This window comes from Janthinobacterium sp. 1_2014MBL_MicDiv (genome assembly GCF_001865675.1).
Taxonomy (GTDB): Bacteria; Pseudomonadota; Gammaproteobacteria; order Burkholderiales; family Burkholderiaceae_D; genus Janthinobacterium.
In genome coordinates, this window is record NZ_CP011319.1 from 4,183,191 (window position 1) to 4,206,794 (window position 23,604).

24 protein-coding genes are annotated in these 23,604 nt (G+C 64.9%); 6 read left to right on the forward strand and 18 right to left on the reverse strand.

Annotated elements, in window-relative coordinates:
* Nucleotides 1-149 precede the first annotated feature (149 nt).
* Complete coding sequence (locus YQ44_RS18045; RefSeq protein WP_071324557.1) at nt 150-935, forward strand: head GIN domain-containing protein; 786 nt, start codon at nt 150-152, stop codon at nt 933-935.
* Between the two features lie 60 nt (nt 936-995).
* Here YQ44_RS18045 and YQ44_RS18050 read toward each other — a convergent pair whose 3' ends face one another.
* Nucleotides 996-1,538, reverse strand: coding sequence for a YaeQ family protein (locus YQ44_RS18050; protein ID WP_071324558.1), 543 nt, complete (start codon nt 1,536-1,538; stop codon nt 996-998).
* Between the two features lie 50 nt (nt 1,539-1,588).
* Complete coding sequence (purU, locus tag YQ44_RS18055) at nt 1,589-2,470, reverse strand: formyltetrahydrofolate deformylase (protein ID WP_071324559.1); 882 nt, start codon at nt 2,468-2,470, stop codon at nt 1,589-1,591.
* Between the two features lie 345 nt (nt 2,471-2,815).
* Between purU and YQ44_RS18060 the strand changes: the two genes are divergently transcribed.
* From YQ44_RS18060 to YQ44_RS18070, 3 genes are all read left to right on the forward strand, one after another.
* The gene (locus tag YQ44_RS18060; RefSeq protein WP_071324560.1) at nt 2,816-3,325 is read left to right on the forward strand and encodes a phasin family protein; all 510 of its coding nucleotides are present in this window, start codon (nt 2,816-2,818) and stop codon (nt 3,323-3,325) included.
* Between the two features lie 35 nt (nt 3,326-3,360).
* Nucleotides 3,361-3,756 (forward strand): KGG domain-containing protein, encoded by a 396-nt coding sequence (locus YQ44_RS18065; protein WP_071324561.1) that lies wholly within the window; start codon nt 3,361-3,363, stop codon nt 3,754-3,756.
* Between the two features lie 504 nt (nt 3,757-4,260).
* Entirely contained in the window at nt 4,261-4,773 is a 513-nt protein-coding gene (locus YQ44_RS18070; RefSeq protein ID WP_071324562.1) for a YgjP-like metallopeptidase domain-containing protein, read from the forward strand.
* Between the two features lie 91 nt (nt 4,774-4,864).
* Here the strand turns inward: YQ44_RS18070 and YQ44_RS18075 are convergent, their stop codons facing one another.
* The 12 genes from YQ44_RS18075 to YQ44_RS18130 all read right to left on the reverse strand — a co-directional run bounded on the left by YQ44_RS18075 (nt 4,865) and on the right by YQ44_RS18130 (nt 18,985).
* The gene (locus tag YQ44_RS18075) at nt 4,865-5,461 is read right to left on the reverse strand and encodes a PEP-CTERM sorting domain-containing protein (protein WP_071324563.1); all 597 of its coding nucleotides are present in this window, start codon (nt 5,459-5,461) and stop codon (nt 4,865-4,867) included.
* Nucleotides 5,462-5,830: 369 nt separating this feature from the next.
* Complete coding sequence (locus YQ44_RS18080; RefSeq protein WP_071326598.1) at nt 5,831-6,376, reverse strand: TIGR00730 family Rossman fold protein; 546 nt, start codon at nt 6,374-6,376, stop codon at nt 5,831-5,833.
* Nucleotides 6,377-6,388: 12 nt separating this feature from the next.
* Nucleotides 6,389-7,162 carry a hypothetical protein gene (locus tag YQ44_RS18085; protein ID WP_071324564.1) on the reverse strand — a complete coding sequence of 258 codons (774 nt, stop codon included), beginning with the start codon at nt 7,160-7,162 and terminating at the stop codon, nt 6,389-6,391.
* A 66-nt stretch (nt 7,163-7,228) separates the two neighbouring features.
* Entirely contained in the window at nt 7,229-7,900 is a 672-nt protein-coding gene (locus YQ44_RS18090) for a TetR/AcrR family transcriptional regulator (RefSeq protein ID WP_071324565.1), read from the reverse strand.
* Between the two features lie 141 nt (nt 7,901-8,041).
* On the reverse strand, nt 8,042-8,719 hold the full coding sequence (locus YQ44_RS18095) for a phasin family protein (RefSeq protein WP_071324566.1): 678 nt from the start codon (nt 8,717-8,719) through the stop codon (nt 8,042-8,044).
* Nucleotides 8,720-8,852: 133 nt separating this feature from the next.
* Nucleotides 8,853-12,494, reverse strand: a complete 3,642-nt coding sequence (locus tag YQ44_RS18100) for an EAL domain-containing protein (protein WP_071324567.1) — start codon at nt 12,492-12,494, stop codon at nt 8,853-8,855.
* Between the two features lie 302 nt (nt 12,495-12,796).
* Nucleotides 12,797-13,756: an alpha/beta fold hydrolase gene (locus YQ44_RS18105; RefSeq protein WP_071324568.1), complete on the reverse strand. Its 960-nt coding sequence runs from the start codon at nt 13,754-13,756 to the stop codon at nt 12,797-12,799.
* Complete coding sequence (locus YQ44_RS18110) at nt 13,753-15,393, reverse strand: GMC family oxidoreductase (RefSeq protein ID WP_071324569.1); 1,641 nt, start codon at nt 15,391-15,393, stop codon at nt 13,753-13,755. The genes YQ44_RS18105 and YQ44_RS18110 overlap by 4 nt, the downstream gene beginning before the upstream one ends.
* Nucleotides 15,394-15,403: 10 nt before the next feature.
* The gene (locus YQ44_RS18115) at nt 15,404-15,928 is read right to left on the reverse strand and encodes a hypothetical protein (RefSeq protein WP_071324570.1); all 525 of its coding nucleotides are present in this window, start codon (nt 15,926-15,928) and stop codon (nt 15,404-15,406) included.
* A gap of 72 nt (nt 15,929-16,000) precedes the next feature.
* On the reverse strand, nt 16,001-17,221 hold the full coding sequence (locus tag YQ44_RS18120) for an MFS transporter (protein ID WP_071324571.1): 1,221 nt from the start codon (nt 17,219-17,221) through the stop codon (nt 16,001-16,003).
* A 91-nt stretch (nt 17,222-17,312) separates the two neighbouring features.
* Entirely contained in the window at nt 17,313-18,215 is a 903-nt protein-coding gene (locus YQ44_RS18125) for a LysR substrate-binding domain-containing protein (protein WP_071324572.1), read from the reverse strand.
* Entirely contained in the window at nt 18,212-18,985 is a 774-nt protein-coding gene (locus YQ44_RS18130; protein ID WP_071324573.1) for an RNA methyltransferase, read from the reverse strand. Before YQ44_RS18130 ends, YQ44_RS18125 begins: the two co-directional genes overlap by 4 nt.
* Before the next feature lie 195 nt (nt 18,986-19,180).
* On the opposite strand from YQ44_RS18130, the gene YQ44_RS18135 reads away from it, so the two are divergent.
* Nucleotides 19,181-19,963 (forward strand): inositol monophosphatase family protein, encoded by a 783-nt coding sequence (locus YQ44_RS18135; protein ID WP_071324574.1) that lies wholly within the window; start codon nt 19,181-19,183, stop codon nt 19,961-19,963.
* Between the two features lie 193 nt (nt 19,964-20,156).
* On the opposite strand, the gene YQ44_RS18140 is transcribed toward YQ44_RS18135, so the two are convergent.
* From YQ44_RS18140 to YQ44_RS18155, 4 genes are all read right to left on the reverse strand, one after another.
* On the reverse strand, nt 20,157-20,315 hold the full coding sequence (locus tag YQ44_RS18140) for a XapX domain-containing protein (RefSeq protein WP_071324575.1): 159 nt from the start codon (nt 20,313-20,315) through the stop codon (nt 20,157-20,159).
* Entirely contained in the window at nt 20,312-20,518 is a 207-nt protein-coding gene (locus YQ44_RS18145; RefSeq protein ID WP_071324576.1) for a DUF1427 family protein, read from the reverse strand. The genes YQ44_RS18140 and YQ44_RS18145 overlap by 4 nt, the downstream gene beginning before the upstream one ends.
* A gap of 9 nt (nt 20,519-20,527) precedes the next feature.
* Nucleotides 20,528-22,378 (reverse strand): amidohydrolase, encoded by a 1,851-nt coding sequence (locus YQ44_RS18150; RefSeq protein ID WP_071324577.1) that lies wholly within the window; start codon nt 22,376-22,378, stop codon nt 20,528-20,530.
* Nucleotides 22,379-22,449: 71 nt separating this feature from the next.
* A complete protein-coding gene (locus tag YQ44_RS18155) occupies nt 22,450-23,103 on the reverse strand; it encodes a hydrolase (protein ID WP_071324578.1) in 654 nt (217 codons plus the stop codon).
* A 207-nt stretch (nt 23,104-23,310) separates the two neighbouring features.
* On the opposite strand from YQ44_RS18155, the gene YQ44_RS18160 reads away from it, so the two are divergent.
* Nucleotides 23,311-23,604 carry a hypothetical protein gene (locus tag YQ44_RS18160; protein ID WP_071324579.1) on the forward strand — a complete coding sequence of 98 codons (294 nt, stop codon included), beginning with the start codon at nt 23,311-23,313 and terminating at the stop codon, nt 23,602-23,604.

Below are 23,604 nucleotides of genomic sequence, written 5' to 3' on the forward strand. Positions count from 1 at the left end.
ATGTCCAATACCGGCATGATACCTCATGCCATCCTGTCGCATCCTCCTGCATTCTGTGCCGCCAGCATTGCCGTCTGTCGCAGCGCGGTACGCAAACGCGGCGCGCTGGCATACCATGCACGCATACAAATTCTAAACAGGGAGCAAGAATGACACACGCAATTTTCCATCCCCGCCATGCCCGCACCGCAACCGCCCTGCTGCTGGCCGCCTGCGCCCTGGCGCTTCCCGCCGCGCCGGCGCTGGCGTCGCCGTTGGACTGGATCTCCGGCAGCAGCATCCAGGGCAGCGGCAAGCTGCAGAAACAGACGCGCGACGTGGGCAGTTTCCACGGCGTGGCGCTGAATGTGCCGGGTACGGTCGAACTGCGTATCGGCAACACGGACAGCGTCACCATCGAGGCCGACGACAATATCCTGCCGCTGATCGACACGGCCGTGGAAAACGGCACCCTGCGCATCCGTCCCGGCAAGCGCAACGCCAACTTCCGCCAGAGCAGCCTGACCATCGTCATCCAGGCGCGCCAGGTGGAGCGCATCAGCGTGGGCGGTTCGGGCAACATCACGGCAACGGGCTTGCGCGCCGAAAAGCTGCGCTTCGACGTGGGCGGCTCCGGCTCCATCAACGCGCGCGACCTCGACAGCCGCATGACCTCCATTTCCATCGGCGGCAGCGGCAGCTTCAAGGCCAGCGGCAAGACGGAGCAACTGACCGCATCGATCGGCGGCTCCGGCAATATCCAGGCGGGCCGCCTGGCCGCGAACGACGTGCAGGTGAGCATCGGCGGCTCGGGCGAGGCGGAAGTGTGGGCCAAGGATGACTTGACCATCAGCATCGGCGGTTCGGGCGAAGTCAGCTACTACGGCGACCCGCGCATCAGCCGCAGCATGCAGCGTTCGAGCAGCATCAAGCGCCTGGGCAGCAGCCCGAACTGAGCATGGTCAACGACAAAAGCCCGGAACGCTCCGGGCTTTTTCATGGGTAACGACCGAACATCAGCGCGCCGGCTTCACCGGTTCGCGGTCGATCTGCACCGTATTGACGCTATCGGTCAGCCAGATCTGGCCATCCTGGATCGTGCATTGCAGCTGCATGGTGCGCTGCGCCAGCTTGCTCATGTCTTGCGCCGCCTCGGATGGCAGGTTGATCACGGTCAAGTTCTTCGCCCGTTCCAGTTTATTGGCGATCTGCTTCCACCAGATGTGGCTGGTGGAGCCATAGCTGTAGACGATCACTTGCTCGGAACGTCCGCACGCCTTCAGGATGCGCTTTTCGTCGGGCTGGCCCACTTCGATCCACAGCTGGATGGCGCCCGTCAAGTCCTTCTGCCACAGGTCCGGCTCTTCCGTGTCGAACAGGCCCTTGGTGAAGGTGAGCGCCTCGTTGGCGTGGATGGCGAACGCCAGCAGGCGCACCATCATGCGTTCGTCCGTCTCGGACGGGTGGCGCGCCAGGGTCAGCGCGTGATCCTGGTAGTAATTGCGGTCCATGTCGGCGATCTGCAGATCGGCTTTGAAGATTGTTGCTTTAAGGGCCATCGTGTTTCTGTCTCGGTAATCAATAAGGTAAGTAAATGCTGCCCGCCAATTTAGCGGAAGACGACCGTCTTGTCGCCATTTTTCAGGATGCGGTGCTCGACGAACCATTTCACGGCGCGCGCCAGCACCACGCATTCGACGTCGCGGCCGATGGCCGTCAGCGTGTCGGCATCCATCGCGTGGTCGACCCGTTCGACATCCTGCTCGATGATCGGGCCTTCGTCCAGGTCGCCCGTGACGAAGTGCGCCGTTGCGCCGATCAGCTTGACGCCGCGGTGATGCGCCTGCGCATACGGCTTGGCGCCCTTGAAGCTGGGCAGGAAGGAATGGTGGATATTGATGGCGCGCCCGTCGAGCGCCTGGCACAGGCCCGGCGACAGGATCTGCATGTAGCGCGCCAGCACCACCAGGTCGATGCGGTGGGTCTCCATCAGCTCGATGATCTTCGCTTCCTGCGCCAGCTTGGCCGCCTCCGGCGCGCCGGTCGCCAGCGGCAGGTGGTGGAACGGAATATTGTAGCTGGCCGCCAGCTGGTAGAACTCCATGTGGTTCGAGACGATGGCGGGGATTTCCACGTTCAGCAGGCCGCTCTTGTAGCGGAACAGCAAATCGTTCAGGCAATGGCCGATCTTCGACACCATCAGCATGACGCGCGGCTTGACGCGCGCATCGTGCAACTGACCGTGGAATTGACCGTTGAGCTGCATGGTTTGCGACAGGGCGGCAAAGTCGGCGCGCAGCTGGGCGTCGCTGACGGCGCCGTCTTCCAGCGCGAAATGCACGCGCATGAAGAACAGCTGGGACTCCTGGTCGCCGAACTGGGCGGAATCGAGGATGTTGCAGCCGTGTTCGGCAAGGAAGCCGGACACGCGGTGCACGATGCCGCGCTGGTCCAGGCAGGACAGGGTCAGGATGTATTCGGGATGCGTCATGGTCGCGAAAGTAGGCAAAAAGTAGGGCAATGCTCGGCTCAGCCACGCGCGCCGGCCATCGGCTGCGCTGCCGCGAGCCGGCTATTGTCGCACGGCTGGGCTTATAAACCGGCATTTTCCGCGCAGCCGGCATGGGAGCGCCCGGCAGGCGTGCCATTTCACCGCCATTTGATCTAGCGCAAAGTCCCCGCATTTTTCTATCTGCCAGCGACCATCCCCCCCATAAACCGGCATCTGGCGTGGAACCTGGCGCGCCGTCCGGCGTCTATCCCTTTGCTTGTTGCAGCATACGTCGCATCCGGTGCACCGGGTGTTTCTCGGACCAGATTTTCATTGAGGTAGAACATGTTCACAGACAGTATCACTCCCAGTCTCAGCCCCGCCCTGAAGTCCCACCTGGAAGCTCAGCTCAACTTCGCCACCGAACTGTCGCGCAAGCTGTTCGACACGACGCAGAAAATGAGCGAGCTCAATCTGCGGCTGGCACATGACCTGCTCCAGGAATGGAGCCATGCCAGCCAGCAGCTGCTGTGCGCACGCGACACTGGCGAGTTCATGTCGGTGGTTTCCCGGCTGCAACCGGGCAGCGACAAGCTGCGCCAGTACCAGCAGCAATTGGGCAATCTCGTCGCCAACGCCAATGTCGAGATGAACCGCACGGCGGAAACCCACATACCCGAGGCCAGCCGCACGGCCGTGGCCTTCGCCGATGAACTGGTGCGCAAGACGGCCGAAGAAACGGAGAAAGCCACGCAGCGCCAGCGCGAATTGATCGAAAAAATGCAGGTCAGCGGTCACCGCGACGGCGCTGGCCACAGCCGCGACACCAGCAGGCAATCCGACCAGGCACATTGACTACCTGATTTCCACTCGATAGCAAGGAGAGCAACATGGCTAGCAATCAAGGTAATGAACAAGGCAAGGGGGCTGGCAGCAGCCAGAAGGCGGGCGAATCCGGCAAAGGCACGAGCAAGCGTGGCTTTGCCGCCATGAATGAAGAGCAGCAGCGCGAAATCGCCAGCAAGGGCGGCCAGGCGGCGCACCAGAAAGGCACCGCTCATGAGTTCGATTCGGAAGAAGCGCGGCGGGCCGGGCAAAAAGGCGGCGAAGCCGTCAGCCGCAACCGCGAACACATGGCGGAAATCGGCCGCAAAGGTGGCGAGAGCCGGCAATCGGCCCAGCGCGCCAATGAAAGCCGCGGCGGCACGGCGGCACGCGGCGGTAGCGCCGAGCAGCCATCCCGGGCGGGCAGGCCCGGCAGCAAGGACGAGGACGACAAGGGCTGAGTTGCCCCGAGGCTTGAGGCGTCCTTGCCGCACGGCTCGGTAATACGGGCCGTGCCGTACGCAGGTACGGGAGCGGGAATGGCGGCGGCGCGCAATGGTGTGTCAGCGTCGCCGCGCGCCGCCGTGCGCCCAGGAAGGCCGGGATGCCCACGGTAAGCCTTGACGGGATGCCGGGAACGTCTGGACGTTCCTTGACACGATGGAGTAGCGTGATTTCCTGGACATGACGGGGGAACATGAATGACGGGGGAGCATGACGGTGGCACAGTGGCACGCCTGGCGGGGGTGACATTCTGCGGATAAGGTTGCATCCAGGCAGAGTTATATTTCAGCAAGGTTGCAGATGGCTGCGGCGAAGGAAGACTGATACGGATGAGCTCGACCAAGAGGCCGGCCCGATGGGAGCAGGATGGGCAGGAGCGTGCCTAGCAGTAGCCAGGCCCAGCGCCAGGCGCCACGCTGTGGTACATTCTCGCCTCGACCGACCGACCCGCCCTTCCCCGCATGCAGCCATCCCTGAAATACCTGAGCGCCTATTCCGAGCAGACGCTATCGCAAGTGCAACAGCTGATCGCACAGGACAAGCTGGGTGAAGTGCTGCTGAAACGCTATCCGAGCGCGCATGACGTGCGCAACGACAAGGCGCTGTACCAGTACGTGCAGGATTTGAAAAATGAATTCCTGCGCAACGCCGAACCCATCAACAAAGTGGCGTTCGACAGCAAGATCCATGTGATCCAGCATGCGCTGGGCTTGCATACGTCCATTTCACGCGTGCAGGGCGGCAAGCTCAAGGCCAAGCATGAAATCCGCGTGGCCACCATGTTCAAGGAAGTGCCGCTGGAATTCCTGCGCATGATCGCCGTGCACGAACTGGCGCATGTGAAGGAAAAACAGCATGACAAGGCTTTCTACAAGCTGTGCACGTATATGGAGCCGCAATACCACCAGTACGAATTCGATGTGCGGCTGTATCTGACCCAGCTCGACCTGTCCGGCCAGCGCCTGTGGTCATGATGGCCGGCGCCTGTCCGCATAAAAAAAGCCGCCCGGTCAAACGGGCGGCTTTTTAATTGCTGTGCCGGCCTGGCCGGCACGGCGCTCAAGCTCAGGCAGCGTTCTTGCGGCGGCGCAGGAAAGCCAGCACGCCCAGGCCGCCCAGCAGCATGCCGTAGGTTGCCGGTTCCGGCACGGGGCTCACGGTAGCCGTGATATTGTCGACCTGGAAGGTGTGCAAGGCGCCTTCGCGCCACGTTGCCGACAGCAGATTGTTGAAACCGGTGAACGAATAGTCGCTGAAGCTGTGGCTGCCATCGAGGCTGAACGTCTGGGTCACCGTGCCGCCGCCCACTTGATGGCCGACAAAGGTCACGTCAAAGGAACCGGGCAAGCTGACGAAGTCGGCCAGGCTGATCGAGCTCAGCGAGAAGGCGGCGCCGTCGGCGCGGCTCAGCGTCGTCGTCGACAGGGCCGTCGCACCGAGGCCGGCCGAACCGGCATAGGCGAAGCTGCTCTGGTGTGCCGAGCTCAACAGACCCAGGAAGCTGCTGTCGAAATTGTAGCCGCCTTCGGAGTAGGAGTTGAAGACGGAACCGAAGATGCCAGGATGTTCCAGCGAATCGAAGCCGATGGTGGTCGTTTGTGCCTGGGCACCGCCGGCGGCGGCGAGAATGGCGGCGACAGCGGTCGCGCGCAAGAGGGTCATGGGTTTCAAAATAGCATCCTTTCGAGATGATGAAGTAGCGTGGCTGTGGCAACTTGAAACGGATCGGCACCTTTTTTTGGGAGTCTGTACAACGCTCGTCGGTGTCCGATATTCCTAACTTTTGAACAATACCAGTAGACCACACTCATGCTTAAAAAGCATCTTCATTTTCAAAAAAACATGCCACGAGAGAAATATTATGGACATATTTTTATTAATTAATTCATTGAGCCCGATCAATTTTCCCGTGCGGAAATAAAAAAGCCATGCACTGCGCAGTGCATGGCCTTTGTCAAATGGCAGGAAAAACAGTCAGCGACGGCGCCGCGCCGGGCACCAGACGGCGCCCGCACGGCCAGCCCGCAAGCTTTACGGCGCGCACTCCTTCAGCCGCTGCACCAGCGCGGCCGGATCGGCATCGCTGTTCAGGAAGGCCGCATGGTGCGGGCGGATGAAGCCCTGCTCCTTGCCGTTCTGCACGAAGGCGATCAAGCCATCGTAGAACCGGTCGACATTGAGCAGGCCGATCGGCTTGGCGTGCAGGCCGAGCTGGGCCCAGGTCAGCATCTCGAACAGCTCTTCCAGCGTGCCGTAGCCGCCAGGCATGGCGATGAAGGCGTCGGCCAGGCTGGCCATCATGGCCTTGCGTTCATGCATGTCTTTCACGATGAACTGGCGCGTCAAGCCCGTGTGGCCCACTTCGCGCTCGACCAGCTGGGTCGGGATCACGCCCGTCACCTCGCCGCCCAGACGCAACACTTCATCGGCGATGACGCCCATCAGGCCGACATTGCCACCGCCATATACGAGTGAAATATTTTCCGCCACCAGCACGCGCGCCAGTTCACGCGCCGCTACCGCATAGTCCGGGGTCACGCCCGCATTGGCGCCACAGTAGACACATAAAGCCTTGATCACAGCATTCCCTTACTCTTTCAGTTCATCAATCGCAGCCTCGACTTCGAGGCGCTCCTTGGCGTCGACCGCCACGCAGTCGGCCGCCAGTTCATACAGGGCCAGCGCTTCCGCCAGCTTTTTCTTTCCATCGAGCATATTCAAGGCGCGCGCATATTCGCTGTGGGCCAGCGCCGAATGGGGCGTCAGCGCCAGCGCCGTCTTGAAATGCTGGTAGCCGTCGTCCTTGTTGGCGCCGTACGTCAGGCTGCCGATCATGGCGCCGACCTTGTCGATAATTTCCGTATGATAAATCCCAAACGCGATATGCGCTTCGGCATGCATGGGCGCCAGGGTCATCGTGCGGTCCAGGCTGTTGCGCACGCGCGCGCCCATGCCCTGCGCCAGGGCCTTGACGACGGAGGTGCCCAGCGCATAGCGGCCCAGGCTGTAGGCATGCCAGTAATAGCCGGCCGGATTATCGGGCTGCTCGCTTTGCTGGCGCTCGCACCGCTCCGCCACCTCCTCGTACAAGTCCAGCTTGTGGCTGTCGCTCAACTCCAGATGCGTGGCGTAGATGCAGGTGGCCTTGTGCGCCACCGCATAGCCGGGCACGCCGATGGCCAGGCCCAGCTTCGCGGCCTTTTCGAAGTCGCCCGCATGGAAGGCCAGCCAGGCCTGCAGCAAGCCGGCGTGCCGGGGAAACGGCTCGACATCGCCCGCATGCAGGCGCGGCCAGGCCGCTTCCAGGCTGTGTTCCGTGTACACATAGGCTGCGTCAGGATAAGGGAATTGTTTCCAGGCCATACCATGTCTCCCGTGAATAACGTCCGGACCGCGCTACCGGCAACGCTGGCGCGCCGGCAACGCCCGTCAGTCGTTTTTAAGTTTGGTCACATACTCTTCCGACAACTTGCGAAACAACAGATGCGTTTCATTGCGCAGGTACGGCCCGATCAGCGACAGCACCTGGTAGCAGCCGCGCGCCAGCGCATCGGACATCGATTGCTGCTCGCTGTACTTGCGCGGGTTGCGCACGTATTCGTACGATAGCCAGTAGGTGGCGACGACCACCATATTCGTCGCCATCGCGCCGATTTCCATGTCCGACGCCTCGAGCGACTGTTCGCTGCGCAAGTCTTCGCACAGCTGCGTGGCCACCTTGATCTTGTGCGCCAGGATCAGCTTGAAATGCAGTTCCAGCTTGCGGTTGCGCGACAGCAAATCGTTGAGGTCGCGGTAGAAAAAGCGGTAGCGCCAGATCAGCTCGAACATCAGGTGCAGGTACAGCCAGACGTCCTCGATATTCGAGCGGCGCCCGTCGGGCACGGTCAGGATGCGTTCGATCTCCGCCTCGAACTGGACGAAGATCGAGTTGACGATATCGTCCTTGTTGCGAAAGTGGTAGTACAGGTTTCCCGGCGAAATATTCATCTCTTCCGCGATCACGGTGGTCGTGATATTCGGCTCACCAAACTCGTTGAACAGGCGCAGCGACAACTCCAGGATGCGTTCGCGGGTACGACGTGGTGCTTTTTGTAGCATGGCGGGCAATCTCTCTGTGTTCTGCCTCAAGCATACCACCTAAGATAGCCAGAATGAAACACTCGGCCCGCCGGCGCCGGTGTAAACGGAGCGGCAAAAAAAAAGCCTGCGCGAGCAGGCTGGACGGGATACGGCGCACGCTCAGGCCGGCGGCGCCTTTTTCTTCGCCGCCGGCCTGGCAGCGGCGCCCGCTGCGGCCTTGACCACAGGCTTGGCGGCGGGTTTCGCTGCCGCCCTGGCCGCCGGTTTCGCCGGCGCCTTGACGGCGGCCGCCGGCGCCACGGCCTTGGGCGCCGCCTTCACGACCGGTTTGGCGACCGGCTTGGCGGCCGGCCTGGATACCACTTTCACGGCCGGCTTCGCCACGGCCTTCGCCTTCGGCGCGGCCTTGGCCGCGGACCTGGCCGCCGCCTTCGCCGCTGGTGGCGCCTTGCCGGACAGCGCCAGCACCTGCTGGCTCAGGGCATCGATCTTCGCATGCAGCGCGGCGATGTCATGCTGCATGGGCACGCCGATGGTGGCCAGGGCGCGCGCGACGCGCTCCTCGAACACCTGCTCGAGCTTGTCCCAGGAACCGCTGGCCTGCTTGCCCACGCCATCGGCCAGCTTGCTCACGCTGTCGCTGACGCCGGAAACCTTGTCTTCGGCCCGTTTCTGGAATTGCGTGCCTTCCTGGACCAGCTTGGAAAAGACGCGGCCGCCCTCTTCCTGCGCCTTGGCGAAGGCGCCGAGGCCGGCTTGCCAGATCTGCTGCGCGGACGAGCGCACGGCGCTTGCCAGCTCCTTGTCTTCCGCCAGCTCCTTCAATTTCTTCACCATCGTCAGCTCCCGTCATAAAAGACCATGCCACTTCATCGATGCTTTTTATTCTAGTGAGCAAAACTAGAGACGGGAGTCTAATTCGATAGAGATGCACTTCTAAACGTGCGCCAGCGCACGCCGGTGCCCTGCCTCAGGCGGCCGCTTTCACGGAGCCGTGCAGCAAGCCATGCAGGCGGAAGCCTTCGCGGATATTCTCGCGCAGGACGGCGCCCTTCCACGGCTTGGTGTAGAAGCGGTCGACGGCGCCGCGGTTGATGGCCGCCATGATGGGAGTGAGGTCGGCAAACGCCGACAGCATGATGCGGAAGGTGTCGGGGCACAGGTGCTTGACGCGCTCCATGAATTCGGTGCCGCTCATGAGCGGCATGCACTGGTCGCACAGGATCACCTGCACCTTGTGGCGCGCCAGGATGTCGAAGCCCTCGGCCGCCGTCTGCGCCGTCAGGATGCGGTAGCCGTCCTGCGCCAGGAAGTCGCTGAGCACATCGAGCATGAAGACATCGTCGTCGACGATCAGCAGGGTTTGCTGCTCTTCGCTGCCGGCGTCCTGCGGCGCCTGCAACAGCTTGCCGCCCATCAGCATCTGTTCGAATTCTTCCTGCGGCACGGGGCGGCTGAAATAATAGCCCTGCATCTCGTCGCAGCCGTGGCGGCGCAGGTAGGCCAGCTGCGCATCGCTTTCCACGCCTTCGGCGATCACCTGCAGCTTCATGCTGTGCGCCATGCTGATGATGGCCAGCACGATGGCCGCGTCGTCCGGGTTGCTCGTCACTTCGCGCACGAAGGCGATGTCGATCTTCAGCTTGTCGATGGGGAAACGCTTCAGGTAGGCCAGGCTGGAATAGCCGGTGCCGAAATCGTCGATGGAAATCTGGATGCCCAGCGCCTTCAGGTTGCGCAGCACGGCGATGGTTTCCTCGGCATTCGACATCAGCGAGCTTTCCGTCAGCTCCAGTTCCAGCAGGTCGGGCGCGATGTCGTGCTTGCGGATCGCCTTGAGCACCTCTTCCTCCAGCCCGCCGACGAAGAACTGGATGCCCGACACGTTCACCGACAGGTGCACGGGGCCGATGCTGCTGGCGCCCCACTCGCTGATCTTCTTGCATGCCTCGTCGAGCACCCAGTTGCCGACCCGCACGATGAGGCCCGTCTCTTCCAGCAGGGGGATGAACAGGGCCGGCGAGACCATGCCGTGGCCCGGCCGGCGCCAGCGTATCAGCGCCTCGGCGCCGCTGATGCGGCCCGAGATGATATGCACCTTGGGCTGGAAGAAGAGCACGAATTCCTCGTTGTCGATGGCGCGCCGCAGGGCGTTTTCCATGTCCAGGCGGGCCATCGACTGCGCATTCATTTCCGCCGTGAAGAAGCGGAAGGCATTGCGCCCCGCTTCCTTGGCGCGGTACATGGCCGTGTCGGCATACTGGATCAGGGTGTCGGCGTCGACGCCATCGTCGGGATACACGGAAATGCCGATGCTGACCGTGACCGTCACCTCGTGGCCCTGCAAGTCGAAGGGCTTGCGCATCGCTTCGCGGATCTTGTCGACCACGCCCACGGAGTGTTGGGCGCCTTCGGGCAGCACCAGGATGGCGGCGAATTCATCGCCGCCGAAGCGCCCGATGGTGTCGCGCACGCGCAGGCAATCGACCAGGCGGCTGGAAAACTGGCGCAGCAGGTCGTCGCCGATGGTGTGGCCGAGGGTGTCGTTCACATTCTTGAAGCGGTCCACGTCCATGAACAGCACGGCCACGGCCCACTGGTGTTCGGCCGCCTGCACCAGCGAATGCGTGAGCGAGGCGTAGAACTGGCTGCGGTTCGGCAAGCCCGTCAGGGTATCGAAATGGGCCAGCTTCATCAGGCGCTGTTCGGCGTCCTTGCGCTCGGTGATGTCGCGCGCCACGGCCACCAGGATCCAGCTCTGGCCCGAGCGCAGGGTGCGCCGCTGCACTTCCACCGACAGCGGCGAGCCATCCTTGCGCTGCAGCTGCAGTTCCGTCATCGGGCCGCCCTGGTCGCCGGCCAGCAGCTTGTTGTACAGTTCTTCCAGCTGCGCCTCTCCCTCGTGTGCGCGGCCCGGTCCCACGCGCAGGAAATCCTCGCGCTCGAAGCCGAGCATGCGGCACGCCGTCTGGTTGACGTCGACAAAGCACATGCCGGCGCGGTCGACGAGGAAAATCGCGTCCGCCGTGGCATCCATCGCCAGGCGGAAGCGGCGCAGGTCTTCATCGAGGCGGATGCGCGCCGCCATGTCCAGGGTCAGCTGTTCATGGTGACGCTTGATTTCGTCATACAGCAGCAGGTTGTCGTAGGCGACGGCGATCTGCGCCGCCACCGTGGCGGCCACGCGCTCGTCGACTTCGGAAAATTCATTCGCGCCCAGCTTGTCGACCAGGTACAGCCAGCCGTGGCTGCGCTCGCGCGAGGCGATGGCCACGCCCAGGAAGGAGTGCACGGGCGGGTGCGTGTCGGGCAGGCCCAGCGCCGTGGGATCGCCCTTCAAGCCATTCACCCGGTAGGGCTGGCGCTGCTCCAGCAAGCGGTTCAGGATGCCCGTGCGCGGCGCGCTGGCGATGCGCTCGAGGTTTTTCTCCGTGCCGCACGAGGAAAAATAGCTGAGCTTCTCGGCGCCCGGCTCCAGCACGCCGATGCATGCGTATTTCGAGACGCAGATATTCTGCGCCACCTTGCAGCCCGCTTCGATCAGCGCGCGCGGATCGCGCTCGGCGCCCAGTTCGATACCCAGCTCGATCAGCGCCGTCAGGCGCAGGCTCACGGCTTGCAGGCTGGCCAGCGAGCGCGACAGGCGCTCCGTCATGATGGCCAGGTCTTCCGGCATGGCCGCCTGGCCTTCGCCCTGGCTGGCCAGCTGCGAAATCTGCTGGCTGCTCGATTCCAGCTCGTCGAGGTAGCCGCTGACCTGGTTGTCGATGCCGGCCAGCTTGCCCGCAGCGGCCGGCGCGCGGGCCAGCTGGCCGGCATCGGCGGCGGGCGGCGCGGTCGCGGCCGGCGCGACCAGTCCCAGCGCCTCGTTCACGGTGCGCACGATGACATCGGGATCGGACGGCTTGGGCAGCACCCAGCGCACGCCGCACGCCTGCGCCAGCAGTATCGCTTCCTGTTCGCGGTAGGTGGCCGTATAAAAGATGATGGGCACGTCGGCCAGCGCCGGGTCTTCATGCACGCGCGTGACGAATTCGTAGCCGTCCATGTTCGGCATGAGGATGTCGGAAATGATCAGGTCCGGCCGCTCGGTACGCATGATTTCCAGGCCTTCCGTGCCATTCCCCGCTTCCAGCAGGCGGTGGCCGCCATAGCCCAGCAATGCGGTGAGGAACTCGCGGTTCAGCACATGATCGTCAACGATCAGGATAGTGGCAATGTCGTTTTTAACTGGCGTCGACGGCGCCCCGGGTAAAAAAGATTCGAGTTCCGCAACGAACAGGTCGGGCTCGATCGGTTTGCCGATATAGCCATTGAAACCGGCTTCGAGCAGGCGCTCGCGGTCGCCCACCATGGCCAGCGCCGTCACGGCCAGGGCCGGAATCTTGCGCAGCAGCGGGTCTTTCTTCAGCTCGGCCACCACGCCATAGCCGTCGAGCTTGGGCAAATGCACGTCGCAGATGATCAAATCCGGCAACTCGCTGCGCGCCATGCGCACGCCCTCTTCGCCGTCATAGGCGGCCAGCGGCGTGTACCCGAAGGCGCGCAGCAGGTACACCATCAATTCCATGTTGGTGGCGTTATCTTCGATGATCAGGATACGTGCGGACAATTAGCACCCCCCATAAAAACTGCGTTGATCCATTTTTTGCTTGCGCCCATTTTCCGCTTGCGCGCGTAACATAACAATCCTACAACATCTTGCCATAGATTCCGGTAAAAATCTTGTCCGTGGATTTCAGCGGGACGGCGCAGGCAGACGCGACAATCAATTTCCCGGCGGCTACTTCCTGACGTTAGCTTAATACAGTACGTCTGTGGAAAACAGTAATTTCTGGCCCCGATATCGTTAAATACAGACAACAGCAGAGTTAAAAGCGACAGTCTTGCCATGCAGACAAAACGCCACGTTGCTCAGCCAAAATGGGGGGTACAAGGGGCCTTGACGACTTCGCACTTGATAGTGATTTCAGCCAGCACCCGGCGCAGCACGCGCGCGTCGCTGGCCAACGCCACGTGGCCGATGCCGCCCAGGGCGATATTGCGCGCACCAGGCAGGTGCGCGGACGATTGCGGCGCGACGATATTGTCGTGGTGCGAGTAGATCGACGTGAACAGCGCGCGCACCGCGGGCGGCTCGCCGGCGGCCAGCTGCGCCAGCCAGCTGTCCGGCTCATCGTTGATACGGCGCATCTGGCGCGCATTGGCGCCCGCCGCCAGGTTGGCCAGCCGCGTGCCGTGGTGCGGCGTGCCGATGGTGATGACGCGGGCCACGCGGGCCACGCCATGACGGCGCAGCCAGGCGCGCGCCACCAGGCCGCCCATGCTGTGCGCCACCACGACGACTTGCGCGCTGCCAGTGCGCGCGCACAGCGCCTCGACGGCCGCCTCCACCTGGGGCACGAAGGCCTCGATATCGGCGCCGATCGGTTCCAGGTCGACGGCGTCGTGCGCGATGCCGGCGCGCGCCAGCATGCCGCTCAGCCGCGTCCAGTAACCGCGGTTGCACACATAGCCGTGGATCAGCAGCACGGGCAAGCCCCCGGATGGCGCGGCGGCGTCCAGCACAGCCAGGCGCGGACGCAGCATGCCCCAGGACGACGTCCACAGGGTGGCGCGCAGCTCGCCGAAAAACAGGCGCGCCGCGCCCAGGGCGCCCAGCTGGTACTCCGGCGGCACGGGACTGCCGAAGCGCCGGCTTTGCCGGAAATTGCGCAGCACGATCAGCGCCCGCACGGCCAGCAGCAGGGCCAGCGCCAGCAGCACGGCCACGGCGGGCGACGCGACGCCCCAGGCCCGCATGGCTAGGCAGGCCACCCCCAGCACGGCCAGCACTTGCAGCAGCATCAGCCAGCGGAGGATGCGCGCGATCATGCGGCGGCGGATGCGGGCATGGGCACGGGCGCCGGCTTGCCCGTCAGTTCCTGCGCCAGGCCGCTGGCCAGGCGCGCCGCCAGCGCATAGATGGTCAGCTGCGGATTGGCGCCGATCGAGGTGGGAAACAGCGAGCCGTCGTGCACGGACAGGTTGCGCACGCCGTGATAGCGGCCATCGGCGCCCGTCACGCCCAGGCGCGCATCGTCGGACATGGCGCAGCCGCCCATCACGTGGGCCGACACGACGCGCGCCAGCAAGGCCTTGAGCGGCAAATCGCCGATGGCCTGCTTCGCCTGCGTCCAGCTGGTGTAATGGCTGGCCATTTCATGCACCGGATACACGCTCTGCGCGCCGGCAGCGAACTGGATTTCCGCCATCGACAGCAGCGCGCGCCGCACGCCATCCCAGAGGAAGGGCGTGAGCGGATAGTCGAGCACGGGCGCGCCGAAGCTGTCGACCGACACGCTGCCGCCGGCCGAGTCATGGTGAAAGCCGTCGCGCAGCAGCGCCAGCAAGGCATGCGCATGGGGGAATTCGCGCATGATGCGCGCGTGCTCGTCGCCGAAGCCGCCCATGGTGGTGGCCATCAGCAGCGGGTGCAGCGGCGGCGCCTCGAGCTTGTAGCCGATGGCGCCGTCGATGGGCGCCACATGCAGGAAATGGTCGGAATAAATCGTCTGCGGCGCACCCGCATAGGCGTCGACGCGCTGCGCGAACAGGCCCGCCGAAATCACCGTCGGATGCAGGAAGGTGCGCCGGCCCAGCAAACCGTGCGGGTCGGGCGCCTGCGAGCGCAGCAGCAGCGCCGGCGAATTGATGGCGCCGCCGGCCAGCACGAAGTGTTTGGCGCGCACCGTGATGCGCACGCCCGTCGGCGCCTGCCCGGCAACGTCGAGCGCCGTCACCTGCAGGCTGTCGATGCGCTCGCCCTTGAAGAGGAAGCGCTCGGCGCGCGCATGCACGAGCAGGGACGCCCCCAGCGCCAGCGCCGCGGGGATCGTCGTCACCAGCATCGACTGCTTGGCGTTCGTCGGACAGCCCATGCCGCAGTAGCCGAGGTTCCAGCAGCCGTTCACATTGCGCCGGATGGCGGCCGTGGGGATGCCCAGCGCCGTCGCGCCACGGCGCAATAAATCGTTGTTTTCATTCGGCGGCGCGGCCCAGTCGCTCACGTGCAGGCGCCGCTCCATCATGGCGAACCACGGCGCCATCGCGTCCACCGAATAGCCGGCCAGGCCGAAATGGCGCTGCCAGTATTCGAGCGTGCCGGGCGGCGTGCGGAAGCTCGAAGTCCAGTTGACGGTGGTCGAGCCGCCGACGGTGCGCCCCTGCAGGATATTGATCGCCTTGTCGCGCGTCTTGCGCGCGGCCGATTCCTGGTACAGCGCTGGATAGGCGTCGGCCTCGCGCATCTTGAAGTCTTGCGAGGATTTCAGGCCGCCCTCCTCCACGATCAGGACGCTCAAGCCGGCCAGCGCGAGGATTTCCGCCGTCACGCCGCCGCCGGCGCCGCTGCCGATGACGACCACGTCGGCTTCCAGCGTGCGGTCGGCGGCCACGGTGCTGGCGTCGATGACTTTCCAGCCGGCGGCAATGCCGGCGGCGACGGGATCGGGTATGGGGGATGTGCTCATGGTGGCCTTGTCAGCTCAGTTCGGGCAGCGGGCCCGGATAGCCGATGGCGGCCCAGTGGGCGGCATCGGCATACCAGGCGCCGAGGATCAGGTCATGCAGGGCCAGGTACGCCGTCTGCAGGGTGGCCAGGCGGTGCGTGCGCCACGACTGCAAAAAGGCGCTGACCTGGGCCGGGTCGGCTTCGCGCCAGCCGCCTTTCACGCCGGCGACGAAGCGCCGCGCCGGCGCCAGCGCCAGCAAGCCGAACAGGTCCTGCACTTCCTGCTGCGCCGCCAGCGGCAAGCCGAGGATGGCCGTGCGCACGCCGACGATGGCGCCGTCGAGCGCCGCGGCCCGCGCGCCAGCGTCCTGCGGCAGCGCGCCGCCCAGCATGGCCGGCACGATGGCGGCCAGCGCCGCGCGCGCCTCGCCGTCGAGCATGAAACGCCCGGGCGGCGCAGGCCCGCGCACCGCGCGGTACGCGGCGCCGCCGGCCGCCAGCGTACAGGCGCCGATGAGGCCCAGCTTCAGAAACGATCTGCGTCGCATGCCCATGTCTCCCCTTGTTTTATCCTGCCTTTTGCAAGCCAGTGTACGCCAAAGAACGCAGGCTTCCGCGCGCAAAAACTAGAGCGGCGCGTCTAGTTTCCGGCACTGCAGCCACAGCACCAGCATGGCCAGCAGCGCCGCCAGCGCGCCGCCCAGGGCGATGCTGGCCAGGCCGAAGGCGACGATCAGCATGCCGCCCAGCGCCCCGCCGGCGGCCGTGCCCAGGTTGAAGGCGGCGATGTTCAAGCCGGCCGCCACGGCGTCGCTGCCCGGGCAATGCTGCTGCGCCAGGCGCAGCAGGCGCATGGTGGACAGGGTCACGAGGGCGAAGAACAGCATGCCCAGGCTGCCGCACAGGACCAGCAAGGCGACGGGCTGGCCGCGCAGCAGATAGAAGAGCGATAAATTGAGCGCCAGCGCGGCCAGGGCCAGCACGGCGGAACGCTGCGCGTCGGCGCGATCCGCGCACCAGCCGCCCAGCAGGTTGCCGCCGATGGCGCACACGCCAAAGCACAGCATGGCGGCGCCCAGCCAGCCCGCACCGAGCCCGCCCAGCTGCAGCAGAAATGGCGAGACATACGTGAAAAAGCTGAAGGTGGCCACGCTGACCAGCGCCGCCACGCCGGCCGCCAGCAGCAGCGGCGGGCGCAGGATGGCGCGCAGACTGGCCAGGGCCGACACGGCCGGCGCCTGCTGGCGCGCGCGCGGCATGGCCCACAGCAGACCGGCGCCGCCGCACAGGGCCAGCGCGCCGATGGCGGCAAACACCGAACGCCACGACGACACGGCGCCCAGCCAGGTTCCCAGCGGCACGCCGCCGGCCAGCGCCAGGGTCAGGCCCAGCCAGACGATGGATAGCGCCCTTCCGGCGCGGCCCGGATCGACCAGGCTGGTGGCCGCGTGCGACGCGACGGCCATGAACACCCCGTGCGCGAGGCCGACGGCAAAGCGCACGCCCAGCAGCACGCCCAGGCCCGGCGCCATCGCCATGGCCACGCTGCCCAGCGCCAGCACGATCATCGTGGCCGCCAGCACCTGGCGGGTGGGCCGGCGCGCCAGCAAGGCCGTCAGGATGGGCGCGCCGATGGCCGCCCCCAGCGCATACGCGGCGATCGCGCCGCCGGCCGCCGCCACGCTGGCGTGCAGGTCGCGCGCCATGCCCGACAGCAGGCCGGCGGCGATGAATTCGGACAGGCCAAAGGCAAAGCTGCACAGGGACAGCAGGTAAATAGCGGGCGGCAGCGCCGCCGCGGCGCGCGCGGCGGCAGGCGCAGGAACAGGGGGGGAAGCAAGGGACATGGCGGTTCCAGTACAGACAAAGCGCCATGCTGACCCCTGGGCCATCATCTGTAAAATATCTTATTTATCTTGAAATGAGACTTCATGCGTCTCACTGGGTAACGGACCGCCGCAGCTGCGCCAGCAGCCGTTCGCGCACGGGAGAAATGCGCTGCGGGTCCCACGCCATGTACAGGTCGAGCTGGCGCAGCGCCTCGGGCGCGTCGCTCTCCAGCGGCAGCATGTTCACGCCGGCTGGCGCGCACGCGGCCAGGCTGGCCGGCAGCAGGGCCACGCCGAAGCCGGCCGCCACCAATCCCAGCACCGTTTGCAGGCGGCGCGCCTGCTGCACCACGCGGGGCACGAAACCCGCATGCAGGCACAGGCTGGCCAGCTGGTCGTGGAAACCCTGGCCCAGCTCGCGCGGCGAGGCGACGAAATCGTCGCCGGCCAGGTCGGCCAGATCCACGCGCGCCTGCCCCGCGCAGCGGTGCGCAGATGGCAGCGCAATCACGATCTCTTCGCCGGACAGGCGCTCGAAACGCAAGCCCGGCGTGCTGCGGCCGGGCGCGCGCAGCAGGGCGATATCCACGTCGCCCCGCTCCAGCCACTCGACCTGCTGCTGCGTCGACGCTTCGCGCAAGGTGAATTGCACGGCCGGCGAGGCGGCGCGGAAGGCGCGCAAGGCCTCGAGCACGCGGGCGTACGGCGTGATGTGGATAAAACTCAGGCGCAAGTGCCCCTCGATGCCCTGCGCCACGCGGCGCGTGGCGGCCACGCCCTCTTCCAGTGTCAGCAGCACCTGGCGCGCCGTGGCCAGGAAGGCCGTGCCGGCCGGCGTCAAACTGACCTTGCGGTTCGTGCGCTCGAACACGGGATAGCCGAGCGCCTCTTCCAGGCGCAGGATGGCCTGCGACAGGGGCGGCTGCGCCATGTGCAGCCGTTCGGCCGCGCGGCGGAAATTCAGTTCCTCGGCGACGGCGATGAACTGGCGCAGCAGCCGGGTTTCTATCATGGGCCTTTTTTCGCCATCGCCAGGATATGCCGCGCGATGCCGCGCAGGATATTGACTTCTTCCGTCTCCAGCCCCGTGCGCGAAAACAGGCGTTTCAACCTTGGCATGAGCTTTTTCGGATTCTCGGCGTCGAGGAAATCGATGGCGACCAGCGCCTCCTGCAAATGCGCGTACATGCCGTCGACCTGGGCCAGGCTGGCCGCGTCGCCATGGAAACCGACCGCGCTGGCCGCTGGCGCCTCGCCCGATGCATCGAGCGCCGCCACGCGGCACTCATAGGCGACGACCTGCGCCGCCTGCGACAGGTTCAGCGAGGAATACTCGGGATTGGCGGGAATGTTGATCAGCACGTTGCACTGCTCGACGATCTCGTTGGGCAAGCCGAAGCGCTCGTTGCCGAAGATGACGGCCGCGTGCAGGTCCGTGCCGGCCGCCAGCTGGGCCGCGATGGCGCGCGGCGCCGTGACGGGCGGCGAGAATTCGCGCAGGCGGGCCGAGACGGCCGCCGCGTAATTGCAGCCTTCGAGCGCCTCGGCGATGGAGCCGACGATGCGCGCGCCGGCCAGGATGTCCTGCGCGCCGCTGGCGAAAGCCACCGCTTCCGCATCCGTCAAGGCATCGGGAAAGCGCGGGTTGACCAGCACCAGATCGGAAAAACCCATCGTTTTCATGGCGCGCGCGACGCCGCCAATGTTGCCAGGACGACTAGTTTCGACAAGAATAAATCGCAGGCGTTTGAAAAGAGACGTGTTGATTTCGGGCAGATTCATTTAAAATAGCGCTATTGCGCGGTATCGATACAGGAAATTTCGGAAAACGGAGTCACAAAACGCTGACTCCAGGCCGGGATTTTAACCACTTCGGCACCGCTCCGCTCTTTAATTCATTCTTGCACTCCATCGTACCGGCGCCGAAAGGCGACGCTGGGCGGTCGCGTGCTTTTAACGGAAGCTCACATGCACCCAATGCTCAATACGGCGATCAAAGCCGCCCGCCGCGGCGCCGCCGTCATCAATCGCGCCTCTTTTGACCTCGACCGCGTCGTCGTCACGGAAAAACAACATAACGATTTCGTCACCGACGTCGACCAGGCGGCCGAACAAGCCATCATCGAGGTGCTGTCCAAAGCCTACCCGGATCACGCGATCCTGGGCGAGGAATCGGGCGCTTCCGCCAACACGCACGACGAGAATGAATATCAGTGGATCATCGATCCGCTGGACGGCACCACCAACTTTATCCACGGCTTCCCGCAATACTGCGTCTCGATCGCGCTCGCGCATCGCGGCGTCGTCACGCAAGCCGTCATCTACGACCCGGTACGCAACGACCTGTTCACGGCCACCAAGGGCGCCGGCGCCTACCTGAACGAAAAACGCATCCGCGTCACCAAGCTCGACCGCATCTCGAACGCCCTGCTGGGCACCGGCTACGTGGCCGGCAGCGCCCGCGCGCTCGACGAATACCTGAAGATGTACCAGATCATGGGCGAACGCAGCCAGGGCGTGCGCCGCGCCGGCTCGGCCGCGCTGGACCTGGCCTACGTCGCCTGCGGCCGCCTGGACGGTTTCTACGAAAAAGGCTTGAAGCCCTGGGATATCGCCGCTGGCGCCCTGATGATCACGGAATCGGGCGGCATCGTCGGTGAATTCAACGGCGAATCGGAATATCTGTACAAGGGCGACGTCATCGCCGCCAGCCCGAAGATCTTTGGCCAGATGATTACGCTGCTCACGCCTTTCGCCTGATACGCCTTTCGCCTGATAACACCCGACAAAACCTGCTGCGCGGCGCGCCTTGCGGCCGGCGATGCCCACTGTACTGAAGTACAGTTGCGCTGCCCGGCCACAATTCATCGCCGCTCGCGACAGTTTTGCAGCTGTGCTGTAACGCCTGTGCAGGCAGTCAGAAAAAAACCGGCCTTGGCCGGTTTTTTTGCATTCACAGGCTGATTTGCCCCGCCACGACAAAGCCCAGGGTCATGGCCACCACCATCGCCGCGCCCGTCGGCGTGGGCGGCGTGGGCGACGGCAGGTCGAACCAGCGGCACACGGCGCCCACCAGCAAGCCCAGTACCGATCCGGCCAGCATGACGTTCATGGCGCACCCCGCTGCTCTCGCTGCGCTTCTTCTGCGCGGCGCTGCAGGTACAAACCCGTCAGCCAGTAGCCGCAGCTGGTCAGGAACACCAGCAGCGCGGCGCCCAGCACTGGCGGCGCCGGCACGGGGATATGCGCCAGCTGGCAGACGAAACCCACGACAAAGGCCAGCAGCAGGCCCAGCATCACTTTCCGGTAGCGCATGTCACTCTCCTAGAAGGCGAAGCAGCTGCAGCCGAGCGTGCCCCAGAAGCCGGAAAAGTCGGAAATCGGCACGGCCGACTTGCGCGCCCGGTCGTGGGCATGCGCATGCACGCCGCAGGCGCCCGCGCACTGGTGCGGCATGGCGGCCTGCGCCGGCCTGGCCGCGGGCCGGTAATGGCCCGGCACCGTGCGCACGGGCGACCACTCGGGCAGCACGGGAATCGCCGGCGGCGCCAGGGACGTGAATTCCGCCTGGCCGTAGACGACCTTGCCGCCCACCATGGTCAGCACGGACTCGATGGACTTGATCGCTTCTTCCGGCACGGCGAAGTAATCGGCCGACAGCACGGACAGGTCGGCCAGCATGCCGACACGGATGCGCCCCTTCTTGCCTTGCTCGCTAGAGAACCAGGCGCTGCCCGCCGTCCACAGCTCCAGCGCCGTGTCGCGCGATAATCTCCCCGCCGCATCCGTCAGGGCCAGGCCGCCCACGGTGCGCCCGGACACCAGCCAGTACAGCGCCGTCCACGGGTTGTAGCTGGCGACCCGCGTGGCGTCCGTGCCGCCGCCGACGGGCACGCCGGCATCGAGCATGCGCTGCACGGGCGGCGTCGCCTTCGCCGCGTCGGCGCCATAGCGCTCGACGAAATACTCGCCCTGGAAAGCCATGCGGTGCTGGATGGCGAGGCCGCCGCCCAGCGCCTTGACGCGGTCGATATTCTTCGGGCTGATGGTTTCCGCATGGTCGAACAGCCAGTGCAGGCCGCCGAACGGCGTATCGCGGTTGACCTTTTCAAAGACGTCGAGCATGCGGCTGATCGATTCGTCGTAGGTGGCGTGCAGGCGGAACGGCCAGCGCTGCTCGACCAGATGGCGCACGACCTTTTCCAGCTCGTCTTCCATGCCGGCCGCCAGCTCGGGGCGCGGCTCGAGGAAATCCTCGAAATCGGCGGCGGAAAAGACCAGCATTTCGCCGGCGCCGTTGTGGCGGTAAAAATCCGTGCCGTCGCCGGGCTTGATCATGCCCGTCCACTTCTGGAAGTCCTGCAGTTCGGCGCCCTTGTTCTGCGTGAACAGGTTGTAGGCGATGCGGATGGTCAGCTGCTCTTTCTGCGCCAGTTCGTCGACGACGGCGTAGTCCTCGGGATAATTCTGGAAGCCGCCGCCCGCGTCGATGGCGCTGGTCAGCCCCAAGCGGTTCAATTCGCGCATGAACTGGCGCGTGGAATTGACTTGCAATTCGAGCGGCAGCTTCGGGCCTTTCGCCAGGGTCGCATACAGGATCATGGCGTTCGGGCGGGCGATCAGCAGGCCGGTGGGATTGCCGGCCGCATCGCGCACGATTTCGCCGCCCGGCGGATTCGGCGTATTTTTGTCGTAGCCGACGGCGCGCAGGGCGGCGCGGTTCAGCAGGGCGCGGTCGTACAGGTGCAGGATGAAGACGGGCGTGTCCGGCGCGGCCGCGTTGATTTCATCGAGCGTCGGCATGCGCTTTTCCGCGAACTGGAATTCCGTCCAGCCGCCCACCACGCGCACCCATTGCGGGTTCGGCGTGCGCAGCGCCTGCTCCTTGAGCATGCGCAAGGCGTCGGCCAGCGAGGGCACGCCTTCCCAGCGCAGCTCCAGGTTGTAGTTCAAGCCGCCGCGTATCAGGTGCAGGTGCGAGTCGTTCAGGCCGGGAATCACCGTGCGGCCATCGAGGTCGATCACCTGCGTGGCGGGACCGCGATGGCGCATCACCTCCTCTGCATCGCCGACGGCGAGGAATTTGCCATCGGCGATGGCGACGGCGGACGCCAGCGGCTGCGTCCTGTCGACCGTGTGGAAGCGGCCATTGAGTAAAATCGTGTTTGCGTGCATGGGAACTCCCGAATCAGGTGAAAGACACGGCCCCGCCCATGGGCGGCAGGCCGTTCGATATCAATGAAAGATCAATGGCCTTCGCTGGCGTTGAACATGGATTTGGCGTAGATCAGGCCCAGGCCATAGCCGCCGCCGTGCGCCACGGCCGTCGCCACCGTCTCGTTGTAGGTCTCGCCACGGGCCCAGTCGCGCTGCAGTTCCAGCAAGTATTGCACGGACGTCATCGGCTGCGCGCCCGCCTGTATCATGCGCTGCATGGCCATCGCATGCGCTTCGTCCGAGACGTCGCCGCTGGCGTCGGCGATCACGTAGACTTCGAAGCCCTGCTCCAGCGCCGACAGCGCGGGGCCGACGATGCAGACGGAAGTCCACAGGCCGGCCAGCACGATCTTGCCCTTGCCATAGCCGTTCACCTTGTCGGCGATGCGCGCATCTTCCCAGGTGTTCATGGTGGTGCGGTCGATCGGTGCCTGCGCGGGGAAGACGGACTGGATTTCATCGAAGATGGGGCCGGAGAACGATTTGGCCGCCACCGTCGTCAGGATCGTCGGCACCTTGAATTCGTCCGCCGCCTTGGCCACCAGCGCCGCATTGTTGCGCAGCAGGGCCAGGTCGATCGAGCGCGTGGCAAACGCCATCTGCGACTGGTGGTCGATCATGATCAGGGTGTGGTCGTCGGCGGTCAGCAGTTTTTGTGCGGCTTGGGCGGTAGCGATAGGCATGATGTTTTCCTCAGTGAAAATAATTGAACATGAAAAAAGAGTTGTCGTTGTACGGCGATCCTGCTCCTGCCCTTGCGTGAGGCTGTGTGTGCCGGGCCAGTGCTATGCAGTATGGACGAGATACTTTGAAAACAAAAACGGAAAGAATACCAAGCTATGTTCGATTTTTTCGATGATATAAAATAGCCGCAATACAAAGGGAAGAACATGGGATTTGAATTCAGGATCGCGGCCCGCCTGACACCGGGCCAGCGCCAGCACATCGCGCAGCTGCTCGACACGCTGCCGCAGGCGCGGCGCAGGCACGATGGCGGCCCGGCGTGGGAACTGCGCATGGCTGGCAATACGGGCGCCATGCCGAACGTCGATGTCGCGCTGGACGCCGGCGGCCTGTCTGTCTGCCAGTACGGCGCGGCGGACGCGTGGCATGGCCTGCCCGCCCTGCGCGGCTACCTCGATGCGCAGGACGTGGCATATGCCGTCGAAGAGGTGGACGACTAG